The 16,947-nt window shown below is 47.1% G+C and carries 12 protein-coding genes; 7 read left to right on the top strand and 5 right to left on the bottom strand.

Annotated elements, in window-relative coordinates:
* Positions 1-29 precede the first annotated feature (29 nt).
* From AC59JT_RS17805 to AC59JT_RS17790, 4 genes are all read left to right on the top strand, one after another.
* The gene (locus AC59JT_RS17805) at positions 30-1,415 is read left to right on the top strand and encodes a LutB/LldF family L-lactate oxidation iron-sulfur protein (RefSeq protein WP_497401514.1); all 1,386 of its coding nucleotides are present in this window, start codon (positions 30-32) and stop codon (positions 1,413-1,415) included.
* A 1-nt stretch (position 1,416) separates the two neighbouring features.
* A complete protein-coding gene (locus tag AC59JT_RS17800) occupies positions 1,417-2,427 on the top strand; it encodes a carboxypeptidase-like regulatory domain-containing protein (protein ID WP_497401512.1) in 1,011 nt (336 codons plus the stop codon).
* A 63-nt stretch (positions 2,428-2,490) separates the two neighbouring features.
* Positions 2,491-4,464, top strand: a complete 1,974-nt coding sequence (locus tag AC59JT_RS17795; RefSeq protein WP_497401510.1) for an alpha-ketoacid dehydrogenase subunit alpha/beta — start codon at positions 2,491-2,493, stop codon at positions 4,462-4,464.
* A 271-nt stretch (positions 4,465-4,735) separates the two neighbouring features.
* Positions 4,736-7,120: an MBG domain-containing protein gene (locus AC59JT_RS17790; RefSeq protein WP_497401508.1), complete on the top strand. Its 2,385-nt coding sequence runs from the start codon at positions 4,736-4,738 to the stop codon at positions 7,118-7,120.
* A gap of 5 nt (positions 7,121-7,125) precedes the next feature.
* Here the strand turns inward: AC59JT_RS17790 and AC59JT_RS17785 are convergent, their stop codons facing one another.
* The 3 genes from AC59JT_RS17785 to AC59JT_RS17775 are packed head-to-tail and all read right to left on the bottom strand — an operon-like array spanning position 7,126 to position 10,292.
* Positions 7,126-7,728 carry a DUF1684 domain-containing protein gene (locus tag AC59JT_RS17785; protein ID WP_497401506.1) on the bottom strand — a complete coding sequence of 201 codons (603 nt, stop codon included), beginning with the start codon at positions 7,726-7,728 and terminating at the stop codon, positions 7,126-7,128.
* Positions 7,729-7,734: 6 nt separating this feature from the next.
* Positions 7,735-8,808, bottom strand: a complete 1,074-nt coding sequence (locus AC59JT_RS17780; protein ID WP_497401504.1) for a formylglycine-generating enzyme family protein — start codon at positions 8,806-8,808, stop codon at positions 7,735-7,737.
* Positions 8,809-8,861: 53 nt separating this feature from the next.
* Positions 8,862-10,292, bottom strand: coding sequence for a sulfatase family protein (locus AC59JT_RS17775; protein WP_497401502.1), 1,431 nt, complete (start codon positions 10,290-10,292; stop codon positions 8,862-8,864).
* A 250-nt stretch (positions 10,293-10,542) separates the two neighbouring features.
* Here AC59JT_RS17775 and AC59JT_RS17770 point away from each other — a divergent pair, with 250 nt between their 5' ends.
* The 3 genes from AC59JT_RS17770 (at position 10,543) to AC59JT_RS17760 (ending at position 15,406) form a co-directional block, all read left to right on the top strand.
* A complete protein-coding gene (locus AC59JT_RS17770; RefSeq protein WP_497401500.1) occupies positions 10,543-11,073 on the top strand; it encodes a fasciclin domain-containing protein in 531 nt (176 codons plus the stop codon).
* A 180-nt stretch (positions 11,074-11,253) separates the two neighbouring features.
* On the top strand, positions 11,254-13,452 hold the full coding sequence (locus AC59JT_RS17765; protein WP_497401498.1) for an alpha-galactosidase: 2,199 nt from the start codon (positions 11,254-11,256) through the stop codon (positions 13,450-13,452).
* A 4-nt stretch (positions 13,453-13,456) separates the two neighbouring features.
* Positions 13,457-15,406, top strand: a complete 1,950-nt coding sequence (locus AC59JT_RS17760; protein ID WP_497401496.1) for a heparinase II/III domain-containing protein — start codon at positions 13,457-13,459, stop codon at positions 15,404-15,406.
* Here AC59JT_RS17760 and AC59JT_RS17755 read toward each other — a convergent pair.
* Both AC59JT_RS17755 and AC59JT_RS17750 read right to left on the bottom strand, forming a co-directional pair.
* Positions 15,399-16,391: an MBL fold metallo-hydrolase gene (locus AC59JT_RS17755; protein WP_497401494.1), complete on the bottom strand. Its 993-nt coding sequence runs from the start codon at positions 16,389-16,391 to the stop codon at positions 15,399-15,401. The genes AC59JT_RS17760 and AC59JT_RS17755 overlap by 8 nt on opposite strands.
* A gap of 109 nt (positions 16,392-16,500) precedes the next feature.
* Positions 16,501-16,941 (bottom strand): QcrA and Rieske domain-containing protein, encoded by a 441-nt coding sequence (locus tag AC59JT_RS17750; RefSeq protein ID WP_497401491.1) that lies wholly within the window; start codon positions 16,939-16,941, stop codon positions 16,501-16,503.
* Positions 16,942-16,947 lie beyond the last annotated feature (6 nt).

The following is a 16,947-nucleotide window of genomic DNA, read 5'->3' as shown; positions in this document are numbered from 1 at the left end:
TTGTTAATGTAAATTCCTAATTTAGCCCTATGACTACCATTGCCGATGATTTTTTAATAGATGCAGAGAATAAGGCTTTTGATATAGATCATCGCCGTATTATCAATTACAACATTGGTAAGTATGATGCTGCTGTTAACCGTGGTTTGTCGCGCATTATCAACCTGGATAATGCCAAAAAGCGTGGCCATGTGCTAAAATGGAAGATGATGGAAAACCTGGACAAGATATTGCCCGAGTTTGAAGCAAATTTCCAGAAACGTGGCGGCAAAGTAATATGGGCTAATGACGCCGCCGAAGCCAATCGCGAAGTACTAAACATCATCCAAAAGGCCGGCGCCAAAACGGTAGTTAAATCAAAATCGATGGTTACCGAGGAGATCGAACTGAACGAGTTCCTGGAACACCACCACATCGAATCATTAGAAACCGATCTTGGCGAATACATTGTGCAGTTACTGGGCCAAAAGCCTTACCATATTGTAACACCGGCCATGCATCTTTCCAAAGAAGACATCGCCAAACTATTTAACGAAAAATTTGGTACACCTATAGATTTTACGCCCGAACAGCTTACACAAAAAGCCCGTGAGCTGCTTCGCGAAAAATATGTACAGGCTGATGTAGGCATGACCGGCGGCAATTTTTTAATAGCCGATACAGGCAGCGTAGCCTTAAGCGAAAACGAAGGGAATGCCCGCCTCAGCACTTCCTTCCCTAAAATACATATTGCTATTGTGGGTATAGAAAAGATCATCCCATCTATAACTGATCTTGACCTTTTTTGGCCCATATTGGCAACGCACGGTACAGGGCAAAACCTTACCGTTTACAACACCATTTTAAGCGGCCCGCGCCAGGCTAATGAAACGGACGGCCCCGAAGAAATGTATGTTATCTTGCTGGATAATGGTCGTACTAATTTGCTGGCGCAGAAGGATCAGCGCCAGGGCTTATATTGCATCCGTTGCGGCGCTTGCCTAAATGCCTGCCCGGTTTATAAAAACGTAGGCGGCCATACCTATAACGCACCTTACAGCGGCCCTATAGGCTCGGTTATTACCCCGCATTTGGACGGGATGAAGGAATTTAAGCACCTCAGCTACGCCTCAAGCCTGTGTGGCAAATGCACCGAGGTTTGCCCTGTGAAGATAGATATCCATAAAATGCTGCTATTGAACCGCCGAGATGCTGTGCAGCAAGGTTTGGTACCTACCAAAGAAAAGTGGGGCTGGGCCCTATGGAAAAAAGGCATGCTAAGCCGCAAAACCACCGACTTCTTTAGCGGCAAAACCAAGAATTTCTTTATACGCAAATTCTTCAAGAAAACCTGGGGGCACTTTAAAGAGATGCCGGAAGTAGCGCCAAAATCATTTGCGCAGCAGTGGCTTGAAAAAGACAAACCTGAAAAGTAAAATGCGTAAGGCGTTTATCACACTTATAATGCTTTGTCCTTTTATATTGCTTGCACAGTCAGGCATAAAGGGTAAAATTATTGGTGCCGAAAGTAAAGCGCCTATAGTTTCAGCCAGCATATTTTTAAATAATACCAGTATAGGTAGTATCTCTGCTGACGACGGCACGTTTTCGCTTCGAGGAGTACGCAACGGGCAGTATGACCTGGTTGTCTCGTCGGTTGGTTATGAAACTTACCACCAGGATGTACGGGTAAATAACGAAGACATCAGCCTGCCCGATATTGTACTTAAACACAAAGTAAACGTACTGAAAGAGGTAAAGATAAACCTCGACCCTAATCGCGCCGAGCATCTTCGGTGGTTTATCAAAGAGTTTTTGGGCAGCAATCCCAACGCCCGCGAGTGCAAAATTTTAAACCCGGATGTGATAGACCTTCGCTACTCCAAACGTACAGGCATACTCAAAGGCAGCAGTGATGAATTTATTTTGATTGAGAACAAAGCCCTTGGCTATAACATTAAATACCTGCTGCAACTGTTTACTTTAAGCCGGGACAAGCGCGATATGTTTTATTCCGGCTCGGCCATATTTGAGGCCATGCGGGGTACTCCCGAACAGGAAAAAGCCTGGGAAGCCAAGCGCCTGGTAGCATTTAACGGCTCAACCATGCATTTTTTACGTTCAAGCCTGCATAACCAGCTTACTGACGAGTTGTTTAATGTGGCCGATATGAATAATAAAAAAATTACTGAAGAGCAAATACTTAAGCGCACTGATGTTGAAGGCATTTATGCTTTTACCTACCCCAAACCTTTGCGGGTTTTATATGGCAAAAAGCACAATCGCGAGTCGACTATAACATTCAATGAAAATGACAAGTACGCCTTTTTTGACCTCAATGGCGTGATACTTAACCCGCAAAGTAATACCCTGCAAGGCGATTGGGGTTACATGCGCATGGCCGAACTACTCCCGGTTGACTACAGGCGCCCTAATGACGTTTACTGAGCTATCCGTCAACTACTTAACCTCCAACCCTATTAGGAGTTAAAAAATCATTAAATTAGCAACATGATTTTTGACCGGCGAAAACTCGACAACAACACGCTTATCGCCATCTATAAGAAGCTGTTATATCCGCGCGTTATCGAAGAAAAAATGCTTGTACTGCTGCGGCAGGGGCGTATAGGCAAGTGGTTTTCGGGTATTGGGCAGGAGGCAATTGCCGTTGGGGCAACTATGGCCATGCTGCCCGATGAATATATTTTACCCATGCACCGTAACCTCGGCGTGTTCACTACACGTAATGTGCCTTTCACCAAGCTATTAGGCCAATGGCAAGGTAAGGCATCGGGTTTTACGCGGGGGCGCGATAGGTCCTTCCATTTCGGTTCGCAGGAACATAAGATCATGGGGATGATATCCCACCTGGGGCCGCAGCCTACCGTGGCCAACGGCATCGCGCTAGCTAATAAACTAAATAAAACCAAACACGTTACCCTGGTTTTTGTGGGCGAAGGCACCACCAGCGAAGGCGATTTTCACGAAGCCCTAAACATTGCCTCGGTTTGGAACCTGCCGGTTATATTTTTGATCGAGAATAACGGCTACGCCCTCTCCACTCCTACCAACGAACAATTTGCCTGCAAGCGCCTGATAGACCGCGCCAAAGGTTACAATATAGAAGGCCGCCAGATTGACGGCAACAACATACTTGATCTATATTACACCCTGAGCGAAATTGCCGCCAACATACGCGACAAACCGCGCCCGGTAATGATCGAGTGCATGACCTTCAGAATGCGAGGCCATGAGGAGGCATCAGGCACCAAATATGTGCCGGCCGAACTTTTTGCCGAATGGCAGGACAAAGACCCCGTGCACTGTTTTGAACAATTTTTAATTGCCGAAGAGGTGCTGCGCCCCGAGTGGATACCTTACCTGCGCAACGAAATGCTGGCCGAACTGGAACCGCAAATAGAACAGGTAATGAACGAGCCCGACATCAAACCCAACATATTTGCCGAACTGCGCGACGTTTATGCCGAAACCCAACTACCCGCATCAACCAATACAGGGCAGGGCGTGGTACGCTATATTGACGCTATACGCGATGGCCTGCAACAAGCCATGCGCAAATATGATAACCTGGTTTTAATGGGCCAGGACATTGCCGGCTATGGCGGCGTTTTTAAAGTTACCGAAGGCCTGGCCGAAGAGTTTGGCAAAGACCGCGTACGCAACACCCCACTCTGCGAATCGGGGGTGGTGGGGGCGGCTATGGGGCTGGCTCTGAATGGCTATAAGGCCATGGTTGAGATGCAGTTTGCCGACTTCGTTTCGAGCGGCTTTACGCAGATTGTGAACAACCTGGCCAAAACCCACTACCGCTGGGGGCAGAATATTGACGTCATCATCCGCATGCCTACGGGGGCGGGTACGGCGGGCGGGCCTTTTCACTCGCAGAGTAATGAGGCCTGGTTTACCAAAACACCGGGGCTAAAGGTGGTTTACCCGGCTTTCCCGGCGGATGCCAAGGGATTGCTGATGGCCGCCATTGCCGACCCAAATCCCGTGATGTTTTTTGAACATAAATACCTTTACCGTAACCTTACCGGCGAGGTACCCGAAGGCGAATACTATACCGAAATTGGCAAAGCCCGCATTGTGAAGGAAGGCACCGATGCCACCATCATCGCCTACGGCTACGCGGTACATTGGGCGCTTGAATACCTGGACAATAACTCGGACCAATCTATCGAGATCATTGACCTGCGCAGCCTGCAGCCATGGGACCGCACTACCGTCATCAAAAGCGTAAAGAAAACCGGCCGTGCCCTGGTACTGCATGAGGATACCCTTACGGGCGGCTTCGGTGCCGAGGTGGCCGCCAGCATTGCCGAGCACTGCTTCCTGGAACTGGACGCGCCGGTAATGCGCTGCGCCAGTTTAGACACGCCGGTGCCAATGGACAAAGGCCTGGAAAACCAGTTCCTGGCCAAATCGCGCCTGGCGAAGGCGATGAAACAATTGCTGAGTTACTAAACACCTGCGGAGGCGCAGGTGTAGCGCCGTATGCGTAGCACGCTACACTGCTACACCTGGTGTAGCGCGCTACACAGCTGATTTTCAAACCCTTGATTTTTTTGGTGGCACTGTTTTGTCAGTGCCCTGCTACACCACCTTCCCGGTATTTTTCGGCTGATGAGGGCGACCTGATATCAAACATATTTTCGATATTCATCATTCATTATTCGATGTTAAATACTGTAAATCTGTATATTTAGGTTTCTGAAAAAGAACCAATTTATAAACAGTGCCTAAATTAAAGCTGATATTACTGTGCCTGTTGTTTTGGGTGGCTTGTGCTGCCGCAAACGCGCAGATCATTCCAATGGGTAGTATGAGTGCCCTTAATACGGTTTATGGCACTGCGTCGGCATCAACAAGTTTTACGGTAGGGGGCAATAACCTGTACGAAGCTATAAAGGTTACCGCCCAGCCCGGCTTCCAGGTAAGTGCGGATAACGTCACGTTTACGGGTAGTTTTACCATAGGTAGCGGGGGCAATGTGCCGCAAACACCTGTTTATGTTCGCCTTAGTGCTACCGCTAACGCGGGCGCTTATAACAGCAAAACCGTTGATCTGACCTGCACTAACACAACAACTGTTAACCAGCCCATCCCTAACAGCCAGGTTGCCAAACTGGATGTACCGCTTGCAGGCGATTTCCTGAAAATTTATGGCGAGCAGCTAACTAATCACACGCTGTATTTTAACAGTCCCTTTGTGCCTTTTGATAACAACTTATTACGAAATGGCCACAAGTTTTATTCTATGGACCTGGAGTTTGGCGCCGGGGCCGCCGGTAACGCGCCGGTAAACGGCACTTACCCTAAAGCTGTTAAAGTTACCTTTGGCTCGTTTAAAGGCATGAACGGTTTTTCGTCAAACAATTACAACATCATTTACACAGGCTATGATCTGTATATTGATAAAGCGCCCCTTAAACTCAAAGCTAATAATGCAATTAAACCATATGGTACTGCCCTTACTACACAAACGGGCTCGACCAACTTTACCCAGGAAGGTTTGCAAAACGGCGAAACCATCGAAACGGTAACCATAACCTACGGTTTTGGCTCAGGCGCTACAGATGCCATGAGTACCTACGCCGGCTCGGTGCAACCAGGTTCGCCTACCGGCGGAACTTTCAATCCCGATAACTACACTATAACGCCCGTTAATGGCGATCTCTACGTTGTAGCACCTAATACACCCGTGCTTATTAAAAACACGTCGCCTGCGGCTACTGTAGCAAAAACAACTTTTGGCACGGCCACGCCATCAACCAGTTTCCTTTTTTCAGGCTCATACCTTACTGATCCTGTATCCATAACTGCTCCTGCGGGTTATGAGTTGAGTACCGATAACATAACGTTTAGCAAAACACTAACTATCAACGGAAGCACCATCAATAACATGCGGATATACGCGATGGTACCGAGAAATACTGATGCACAGCTGGCTGCTTACAACGGCGATGCATTATTAAAAAGTGGAAACGCACCTACAGCCACCATTAACGTAACTATGCCCCCTGTTACGGTAAATCCGGCCCAGATAAAATTAAGGGCCTTGCCCAGATCCAAAGAATACGGCGACCTGATCAAAGATTATCGTACTACCACAGATTATGTTTACGAGGGTGGCTTACAAAACAGAGACCGTATTACAGAAGTTGCCGTAGTTTATGCAGACGGGGCCGTTGCCAACGCGGATGTTACACCCGCGCCATACTATAACCAGGTTGATGTAATTATTACCAAAGGCGAAGACGGGTATAAAGCAAGCAATTACGCACCGCAAACCACCCGGGCTAATATTACCATTACCAAAGCGCCTTTTACCATCACCATGAGAAACGATGAAAAAACTTATGGCGAAACACGTACCGGCACCACCGGCTGGACAGCCTTTGATCACACCTTAAAAAATGGCGAATTACCCGGCTCTGTTACCATTAACTACCTGGCCGGCGGCAACGCTGATGCGCCCGCGCAGGACTATACAAACGCCATTGATGCTACCGCACTTACAGGCGGCACGTATAAGCCAGGCAATTACACACCTATACCACCCACTATTGTAAAAGGCCGGCTGCGTGTTAAAAAAGCCAAACTAACCATTACAATTGACGACAAAAGCAGGGAACTTAAAACTACCGATCCGGTTTTTACCTATTCTCCCAGTGGTTTTGTTAACGGCGAAAATGAAAGCGTGCTTACCGGAACGCCCGTGCTAAGCACTACGGCTACCTTAAATTCGCCGCCAGGCAAATACCCTATAACTATGACCGGCCTGAGCGCGCAAAACTATGATATTGTGTATGAAGAAGGCACGCTAACCGTTAAAGGCGCGCCCGAAAGCCTGGTAGCCGGTATACCAACCGCCTTTACCCCCAATGGCGACGGTATAAATGATGTATGGAATCTAAGCGGGCTTGCAGATTACTTCCCTAAATTTAGCGTAAAGATTTTTAACCGTAATGGGCAGGAGCTTTTCCGGTCGACAGGCAGCAGCACTTCCTGGGATGCCACCTTTAAGGGCACCAATCTGCCCAGCGGCTCCTATTATTATGTTATCGACCTGAAAGATGGCAGCAAACCCAGCACCGGCAGTATAAGCGTTATACGTTAAGCCTTTTAGTGCGCAACTTCTTTAGCAAACAGCTTTTCGCCCGCTTTTATGGCCACATGCAAATCGTTTTCATCCGGCGGTTTTGGGCATGAGTAGCCTGCACTGAAAGCGCAATAAGGGTTATAGGCTTTGTTGAGGTCGATGATCACTTTACCGTCTTTAAAATCGGTCGTTGTCAAATCAATGTATCTGCCGCCACCGTAAGTTTCGCTACCGTTGGTATCATCGTTAAAAGGCAAAAACAGGTAGTTGGCATATTGCGCCGTGGCAGCCAGGGCCACGTTTCTGTACACGGTAAGTTTCTGCGGTTTTCCCATCAGCGTAAAGCTTAATACCGCGTAGCGGATGTATTGGTGCGCCCCGCCGTTAAACGTGGGCATGCTAAATGGTTGCGCGTTTTGTACCAGCTCTGCCGTAGCTTCAACGCGATAGGTACTATCGGCATCAAAAAAACGCAGGTATTTTAAATCACCTTTTTTAAGGGGGGAGTGTTCTTCTGTCAAAAAATCATCGGCATACTTTTGCCTGTGCGCCGCTATGCTTGCGTTGTATTGCTGCGCGCTGCAACTGAGGCTGATGCCAAGCAGTAAAACCAGTAGATATTTCATCTTGCTTTATTTAACCTGTACACAACGGAAACCCAAATGCTCCATACCGCTATCTTCCGTACTCTTCATGCGGCGGGCCACACGGTAGCCTGAGCAATAGCTGTCATTACATAAAAACGAACCGCCACGTATCACGCGTTTTTTGGCATATGGCTCATCAGGGTCATAGCTTTCGCTTGAGCCTTGCGGATTGCTGATACCCTCGGGTTTGTTAATGGTTTGATAATAGGTATTGTTATAATAATCAGAACACCACTCCCAAACGTTACCGGCCATATCATACAAACCAAAACCATTAGGCTGGAACGAACGTACCGGCGAGGAGTAGAAAAACTTATCGCGTAAGGTGTTGGTTACCGGGAACTCGCCTTGCCAGCTATTGGCTTTTGGCTGGCCCTGGTCAATAGGCTCGTTGCCCCATGGGTAAATGTTGTTTTTCAGGTCGCCACGTGCTGCCCACTCCCATTCGGCTTCGGTAGGGAGGCGTTTTTTGGCCCATTTGCAGTACTCCTGCGCATCAAACCATGATATGTGTACTACAGGGTAATTTTCCTTTCCTTTAATGTCTGATCCGGGGCCATGCGGCTGTCTCCAATTGGCACCTTTGCTCCAGCTCCACCAGCTGGCATAGTTATTCAGGTCGACCTGTTGTTTGGGCTGATAAAATATCAGCGAAGCGGCCACCAGTAAACTATCATCGGGTTTTGGTGTACCCGGAGGCACTTGCTTTTTAATTTCTTCCCAGTCGGGTTTGCGCTCGGCAATGGTAACGTAGCCTGTGGCTTTTACAAAAGCTTCAAACTGGGCATTTGTAACTTCGGTAGCGTCCATCCAAAAGCCATCAACACTTACTTTATGTTTAGGCAATTCATCTTCGGCAGCCTGGTCGTTATCGCCGCCCATATCAAAAGTGCCGGCTTTTATCCAAACCATGCCGGGGTGGTCTTTATCTGTAGTGCCTACGGTTGCTGTAGCACCACTAGAATCGGCAGCGTCTGCATCGGCAGAAGTTTTTGGCTTACAACCAACAGCTGCAATAAGCAGCAAACCGGCAAGCCATATATGTTTTATAGTTATCATTTGTAAACTCTTCAAAGTGCTATTATACGAGTTAATTGGCATAGTAGCGTAATCTAATCGTTGGCGCCGCCTTTAGGTTGATGTTTAAGGGCTTCCATTTCGGTTTCAATACCCTTGTCGTTCTGTTGTTTCATAAAGGCGGCCAGTTTGGCTTTCAGGTCGGCTTTAACCGAAGCCAGTTTTGGATCAGCAGCCAGGTTTTTCAGGTCGTACGGATCGGCATTTACATCATACAGCTCTTCCTCGGGGCGGGTAGTATAAAACGACGCGCGATCGGGATTAGCGGTCATCCACTCCTTAAACAGCGGCGAATTGGTCACCACGTTTTTAAACTTCTCTTTATAATTTAAATTGGTAATGTACAGGTATTTGCTGCTGCGTACTGAGCGACTGGCATAAGCATCGCTACCCTGGATAATGCCACGGGTGGTGTGCTCGGCATATACATAATCGCGCATATGGGTGGTTTCGCCGGTCAGCACTTTTTTAAAGCTAATACCGTCAAAGTTAAACTTGCCGTTACCATCTTTCGAGCCGGTGTTTATCTTGGTGGGATCGCCGCCGGCAATATCTATCATGGTTGGCGCTATATCAACATATTGCAGCATGGCAGGGTTGCGGGTGCCCGGTTTAACTTTACCCGGCCAGCGCACGATGAAACCCGCGTGCAGGCCCTGATCATACAGCGTCCATTTTGAGAAAGGCATCTGGTTACCCTGCTCGGTAGCAAACATAATTACGGTATTATCCTTCTGTCCGCTGCGCTCCACAATATCCAACACTACACCCACCAGGCTATCCAGGTAAGTTATTTCGGCAAAGTATTTGGCCATCTGGTTGCGGGTGGTTTTGGTATCGATCATGTTTGGTGCCAGCTTTATCTTGGCAGGATCGTACGCTTTTTGGTTACCACGAGTATATGGCGAGTGCGACTGGTTACTCATCACCATCAGTAAAAACGGATCATTACCGGTACGTTTCACAAAATCTTCGGCTTTGCCCAATTCAATATCAATGCCGCTGCCGTCGTCATGATCGCGGCCGCCTAAAAACTCGAAAGGATAAGATGCTTCGGGGGCGTAGTGCCTTTTACCGATCAACGCGGTTTTATAACCCAAAGCCTGCATATAGGTAGGCAGCGTTTTAACACCATCATATATCATGGTATGGTTTGGATAGGCCCCGCTGCGCACAGGCCCCAGGCCTGTTAATATAGACTGACGCGTAGGCGAACATACCGGCACCATGTTGTACATATTATCCAAACAAAGCCCTTCGGACGCCAGGCGTGCCATATTAGGCGTACGTACCTGGGTGCTGCCATAAGGCTGGGTATCGTGAAAGTTCAAATCATCGCCCATAATGTAAACTATATTGGGGCGGCGCTCGGGTTTTTGTTGGCTTCCTTTAGGGCCCGGCTCTTTACCGGCAAACAATAAGCCCGCAATAACACAAAGGGTAATAATGGTGGCAATTTTTCTCATGGGTGCTTTTTTTTCTGATACGACGCAAAAAGGAACCTGGGCTGTGGTTTTAATATAAGAATATGTACGTAAATATATAAAATTACCGGGGCCCGGTACCAGGTTTATACTTTTGCTAAAAATAGAAAAAGCAGCTTTTGCCAACAGATCAATTTTTAGCCGTTTTATCTCATTAAATTATCAAAAGCGCGTTTAAATTTATACGCTATATTTGCGCTACAACATAACCCAATTTATCTCCATAACACTCATGAAAAAATTACTTGTAGTTTTAATGCTGATAAGCGCATCGGCAACGGTAACTATTAACAAAAGCTTTGCACAGGCCGCACCTGCCGCTACTTTATTAAGCGGTATTGATGATGATTCGAACTTTTACAAATTTGCCAGCCTGGTACGCTCGGCAGGTTTAGATGCCGAGTTGGCTGCCGCGGGTACTTACACCGCGTTTGCACCGCACAATACTTTCTTCCGTAACATGTCGCCCGAAAAAACCGACAGCCTGATGCATGTGGATGGCCTGCTGAAAACAGTTTTAAAAGCGCACATTGTTAAAGGCAAACTAACCAAGGCCGATATCCTTAAAAAACTAACCGCCGGCAAAGGCAAAGCTACGCTGACCAACCTTTTAGGTCAGCCTTTAAAATTAAGCATCGGCAAAGGCAACGTGTTAACCCTAACCGACAGCAAAGGCAACAAAGCCGAGTTTGCCACTTTTGATATAAAAGACCCTAAAGCCGTTATTCATGGTATTGATAACGTGCTGTACATTGGTAAATAATATTTTTAGCTGATAACAGAAAGCCTTCGATTGATACCGAAGGCTTTTTTGTTTGATAGCAGCCTGATGCTCTGCATTATTGTACATCATCAGCATAAAAAAATACTATGATAAGGCTTGCCTATTGCGCAAATTTGTTTTTCTTTGTTATCGATTGCATAACCAATTATACACCACACTATGAAACCTTTTTACCGCCGTGGCGCCTTCGCTTTAGCCTTGGGTGCTGCTGTTTTTACCAACACAGCGCAAGCACAAAACATTACTATACCTGTCGAGACGGCCAACAACGCGCTGGTACTGCAGGTAAACAGCAAAAAGGACCTGAACACCGTTTATTTAGGTAAAAAACTAAGTAATGCCGCTAGCTACGAGCAAATACCCGGCATGTATCGCCAGGACCAGGATTATAGTGGTGTGGCGGGTTCGGCTTACACGGCGGCCGGTTCGCGCAATTTTTTTGAACCTGCTATAGCGGTTACACATGCTGATGGCAATAACTCATTAGACCTGCGTTATGTGAGCCATACTACTACCAAAATTGATGCTGATGTTGCTTTAACATCCATTGTATTGAAAGACCCGGTTTATGACCTGGAAGTTACCCTTAACTATAAAAGCTATTACAGACAGGATGTGGTTGAGCAGTGGAGCGTGATCAAACACCGCGAAAAGGGCAATGTTATCCTGAACAAATTTGCTTCGGCCAACTTATATTTAAAGGGCGATAAATTTTGGCTTACCCAATACCACGGCGACTGGGCCAAAGAGATGCGCCCCGAAGAAACGCCGATAACCCACGGCATAAAAACTATTGATACCAAGCTGGGCACGCGGGCTAATTTGTTTCAGCCATCGGTGTTTATGGTATCTATGGATAAACCCGCTACCGAGGACGAGGGAACTGTGCTATATGGTTCGGTAGAGTGGAGCAGCAATTTTAAAGTTGACCTTGAATTGGATAACCTGGATAACCTGCGCATTATTGCAGGCATCAATAACTTTGCATCGCCATATACTTTAAAGCCCAACGAGGAGTTTACTACGCCGGCGTTTTTATACACCTTATCAAACAAAGGCAAGGGCGATGCGAGCCGTAAACTGCAGCAATGGGCCCGCAATTACCGCCTGTTGGATGGCAAGGGCAACCGCCTTACCCTGTTAAACAACTGGGAAGCTACCTACTTTGATTTTGACGAGCAAAAACTTGCCGGCCTTATTAAAGACACCAAGAAACTAGGTGTTGATCTGTTTTTGCTGGACGATGGCTGGTTTGCCAACAAATACCCCCGCAACGGCGATAAAGCCGGCCTGGGCGACTGGCAGGAAAACGTTAAAAAGCTACCTAACGGCATAGCCGCGCTGGTAAAAGAAGCAGACCAAAACGGTGTGAAATTCGGTATATGGATAGAGCCTGAAATGGTGAACCCTAAAAGCGAACTATACGAAAAACACCCCGACTGGGTGGTGAAACAGCCTAAGCGCGAGGAGATGTATTTCCGCAACCAACTGGTGTTGGACCTGAGCAACCCGGCCGTACAAAACTTTGTGTTTAAAATAGTGGATGACCTGTTTACCAAAAACCCGGCCTTGGCTTATATTAAATGGGATTGTAACGCGGTGATCTATAACGCGCATTCGGCTACGCTTAAAAACCAGAACCATTTTTATATAGAATACATGTGCGGCTTGTATAATGTGCTGGAGAAAATTCGCGCTAAATACCCTACCGTGCCTATGATGCTGTGCTCGGGTGGCGGCGGTCGTGTGGATTACGCCGCGTTGAAATACTTTACCGAGTTTTGGCCAAGTGACAACACCGATCCGCTAGAGCGTGTGTTTATTCAATGGGAATACTCGCATTTTTACCCGGCCATTAGTAGTAGTAACCACGTTACTGACTGGGGAAAACAGCCCATAAAATACCGCACCGATGTGGCTATGATGGGCAAACTGGGCTTTGATATTGTGGTAAGCAAACTGGAGCCTAAAGACCTGCAATATTGCCAGGACGCTATTAAAGCCTACAACGGTTTTAAAGACATTGTTTGGCACGGCGACCAATACCGACTGGCCGATCCCTACAAAAACCCGGTAGCGGCTGTCATGTACGTTAACGAGGCAAAAACCAATGCCGTTATGTTTAGCTACCTGGTAAATAATCGTTACGATGAGAGCAGCAAACTGCCCATTAAACTAAAAGGCCTCGATCCTAACAAAAATTACCGCATTACCGAAACAGCTTTGTATCCTGACAAGAAATCATCACTTGATCAAACTAAAACCTACAGCGGCGACTTGTTGATGACCGTGGGTTTTAACCCGGCGGTAACTTCGGGCAGGAGCAGTGTGGTTTTAAAAATTGATGCCGTAAATTAGTGGTATGTTAAAACGGAGTAGTTTTTTAGTCGGGCTTATAATATGGCTGCTTTGTTTAAACCGACAGGCGTTCGCACAAACCGAAACCTACCTCCAAAAAACCTACGAAGCGGCCGGTGGTGAACGCCTGTTAGGCAATCTAAACGCCTATCGCTACAGCGAAAGAAAAAGCATTATTGACGCGGTAAACCAACTGCCCGAAACCGTAAAGACCGAGCTGGCGGCCACTGCCGACAGGGTAATGGCGCAGCCTTGGCGCGTAATGCGTTTAAGCGATTATAGTGAGTACAGGGAAAACGGGAACCGCGTAAATTTTGAAGGCATTTATTTAGGCCGGCGCTCGAAATTATCAGCGCTATGCACCGGCGAACTGGCCAGCCGCAAGGGCAAATATTTAAACGAAATTGCCAATGGTGTATGGCTACTGCTGGAGGAGACAACCTGGGTATTACCCGCTCACCTTTATAACAAAAACAACACGGCAGGGCCTGATCCGGCGGCACCTATCATTGACCTTTTTGCAGCGGAAACAGCCGCGCAGCTAACCTGGATCAAATTGTTGTTTAGTGATGATCTGAATAAGATCTCGCCGCTATTGGTAAAACGCATTGATACCGAATTAAACACCCGCATTATTAAACCCTACATGACCACCAACAATTACTGGTGGCAGGGTTTTAACAAGCAGCGCCAAAACAACTGGAACATCTGGATAAATTCCAACCTGCTAAAGGTATCGGCTTTGGCTGATGAGGACCCGGCGAGCCGCATGGCTATGATCAGCAAAATTATCCGGAGTGCTGATAGTTTTCTGGCGGCCTACGAGCCTGATGGCGGCTGCGATGAAGGCCCGGCCTACTGGAGCGCCGCGGGTGGTTGCCTGGGCGAATTTTTATATATGCTAAACAACATCTCGGCAGGTAAACTAAACTGGAAGGACAGTCAGCTGTTACACAACATTGGCACCTATATCTACAAAGCGCACATCGACGCCAACCGCTTTGTAAACTATGCCGACGCACCCGCCTTTACCGTGCCCGACGCGGGGCGTGTATTTGTTTATGGTTTGTTGTATGATGATGCCGATATGAAAGGCTTCGCGGCATACCTGGCGGGATTGAATAAAAACGAGGCGGGTTATCTTAATGGCGGTTCGCTTAACGCATTTGCCAACATTGTACAACTATCGCGACAGCTAAAAGCCATAACACCTAAAGCACCTTTGCTACAGGAAAACTGGTTGCCCAATGTGCAGGTAGTTAATCTGCGTATGCAAAACGGCAGCAGCAAGGGCCTAAACTTTATGGCCAAAGGCGGCAATAATAACGAGAGCCATAACCATAACGATGTGGGCCATTTTATGCTTTACAGCGATGGCGAACCGGTACTGATTGACCTGGGCAAGGGCACCTACACCAAACAAACTTTTGGGCCCGGGCGGTATAGCCTATTTTATATGCAATCGCAATGGCATAACTGCCCTTCCATTAATGGTATCGACCAACAAAACGGCCCGGCATTTAAAGCAACAAACCTAAGATATAAAGCCTCGGGCACGTCGGTATTCTCTTTGGATATCGCATCAAGCTATCCAAAAAAAGCCGCGGTTAACAGTTGGGTTCGCGAGTTTACTTACAACCGTGGTAAGGCCGAATTAACGTTAAAAGAGGCCTACGAATTAGCCGATTACAAAGCCCCGTCGCGCTTAAGCTTTGTAGCCTGCAAGAAACCCTTGATGGATAAGGAAGGCAGCATTAAATTGACTTCGTTTATTGGTAAACCAGTAGCTATACTAACGTACGACCCAAAAGTATTTAATGCAACGATAGAAGAAAAAACACTTGACGATAGCTCACTAAGCTCGGTATGGGGTAATACGATCTATCGTATTGTGCTAACCACCAAAAGCAAGGCGCTTAAGGCATCGCACACCGTGAAATTTAAAGCTATTTAGTGCCCAATTCCAGGCGCTCGCCCCAAGTAAGTACGTAGCTTTTTTCGGGGGCCTGTTGTTTTATTTTATCATAGGTAAACTGATAGCTCCAACGGTATTGGCCTACTGGGTGACCCAGTTCCATCACATGGTCGTACACCGTAACGTCGGGCTTTACACGGGCGTTGCTGGCAAACACATCTATGGCATTTTGAATGTGAAGTATAAGCATATTAATATGCCTGTCGGGATTCAATTGCTCTAACAACCGGGCATCGCCAATATGGTATAACGTATAATTATTGGCTGATGGCCCGCAATTAATTTGCGACACAATAACCGGTACATCTGCCTGCATGTTCATGGTGAAACGCAGTTTAACTTCGCCAAAATTAAATTCCTGCGTAGCAGAAACCAGGGTACCCGGTTTATAAAAAGGTGTAAAAACCTTCTTCCCGGCCTTGATCATGGCATTTAAAAATTCAACGTTATTATGGTCGCCGTGCACGTGCGAGACGATGGCAAAATCAAGCACATCGGTCAGTTTATTAGCATACGGCTGATTAAGATCAATAGCGAAACAGGCATCTTTGGTTTTAACAATATAGCCCATATTGTACAGCTTCCACATTACCGCGCCACGTTTAACTACGGTGCGTCGTATATCGGCATATGCATCATCAGTAGCTTTGCGCAGGTAATATAGTATAGGGTTGGCTTGTTCTAAAGCTGCAGCACCGGCAGTGTCCTTAACCCATTTACTACGGTAGGCCGACCATGTTCCGGCATCCAGCTGCCAGCCATAACGATCAAGCGGGACGGTATGCTCCCAGCGGGTTAAAAAGTTGGAGCCATTTGTTTTGGGTGAATTTTTTTTAAACCAGCTGTATGTAGCATCAAGCGAATCTTTCTGTACAGCCGTAATGCCTTGCGCGCCGGCATAAAAAGGTAAACTTAAAACGGCGAGGCCCAGGGCCAAACGCTTAACTACAGCTGTCAAATCCATGTTCAAACATAGCAAGCCTATGTTAAAATAAACTACAACGGAGCATAAAAAAAATTCCACGGCCAGTTGTTTGATCGGCCATGGAATTATTTAAAGCAGGCGGGAAATTTTAAGCTGTTACGGTAAGCGTTGTGCCGCTTATGCTAACCGTATATTTTTTAAGTGATGACACTGCGGGGCCCATCACTACGGCACCGTTCTGGTTAAACTTGCTGCCATGAAGCGGGCATACAAACAGGCTTTCGGTATTGTTATAAGCAATAGATGTGCCCTCGTGCGTACAGGCAACCTGTACCGCGGTAAATGATGAAGCTACATTACCCGCCCCCACGCGGGCCAGTATAACACCGTTTGATACCTTTTGGCTGCCTACGGCAGTTAATTCGGTGGCCAGGTTAGCGGTAAATATAGTGCCCGAGGTTGGCGGATTTACGCCCGGGGTAGGGTCGCCATCTTTAGCGCTGTTATTACTGCAGGCGGCCAGGCAACTGCCTGTGCATACTGCTAATACACCTATGCCCAGTTTCGATAAAAATTCTTGTCTTTCCATGTTGTT

This window comes from Mucilaginibacter sp. A3364, from assembly GCF_059690715.1.
The sequence above is the reverse complement of the archived record's forward strand: the minus strand, read 5'-3'. Positions and strand labels throughout refer to the sequence as shown.

What these genes read in the sequence shown, in the direction of transcription:
- AC59JT_RS17805 (WP_497401514.1), top strand. Translation starts at nt 30, where the DNA reads ATGACTACCATTGCCGATGATTTTTTAATAGATGCAGAGAATAAGGCT.
- AC59JT_RS17750 (WP_497401491.1), bottom strand. Translation starts at nt 16,941, where the DNA reads ATGGAAAGACAAGAATTTTTATCGAAACTGGGCATAGGTGTATTAGCA.
- AC59JT_RS17755 (WP_497401494.1), bottom strand. Translation starts at nt 16,391, where the DNA reads ATGGATTTGACAGCTGTAGTTAAGCGTTTGGCCCTGGGCCTCGCCGTT.
- AC59JT_RS17760 (WP_497401496.1), top strand. Translation starts at nt 13,457, where the DNA reads ATGTTAAAACGGAGTAGTTTTTTAGTCGGGCTTATAATATGGCTGCTT.
- AC59JT_RS17795 (WP_497401510.1), top strand. Translation starts at nt 2,491, where the DNA reads ATGATTTTTGACCGGCGAAAACTCGACAACAACACGCTTATCGCCATC.
- AC59JT_RS17775 (WP_497401502.1), bottom strand. Translation starts at nt 10,292, where the DNA reads ATGAGAAAAATTGCCACCATTATTACCCTTTGTGTTATTGCGGGCTTA.
- AC59JT_RS17765 (WP_497401498.1), top strand. Translation starts at nt 11,254, where the DNA reads ATGAAACCTTTTTACCGCCGTGGCGCCTTCGCTTTAGCCTTGGGTGCT.
- AC59JT_RS17785 (WP_497401506.1), bottom strand. Translation starts at nt 7,728, where the DNA reads ATGAAATATCTACTGGTTTTACTGCTTGGCATCAGCCTCAGTTGCAGC.
- AC59JT_RS17800 (WP_497401512.1), top strand. Translation starts at nt 1,417, where the DNA reads ATGCGTAAGGCGTTTATCACACTTATAATGCTTTGTCCTTTTATATTG.
- AC59JT_RS17770 (WP_497401500.1), top strand. Translation starts at nt 10,543, where the DNA reads ATGAAAAAATTACTTGTAGTTTTAATGCTGATAAGCGCATCGGCAACG.
- AC59JT_RS17780 (WP_497401504.1), bottom strand. Translation starts at nt 8,808, where the DNA reads ATGATAACTATAAAACATATATGGCTTGCCGGTTTGCTGCTTATTGCA.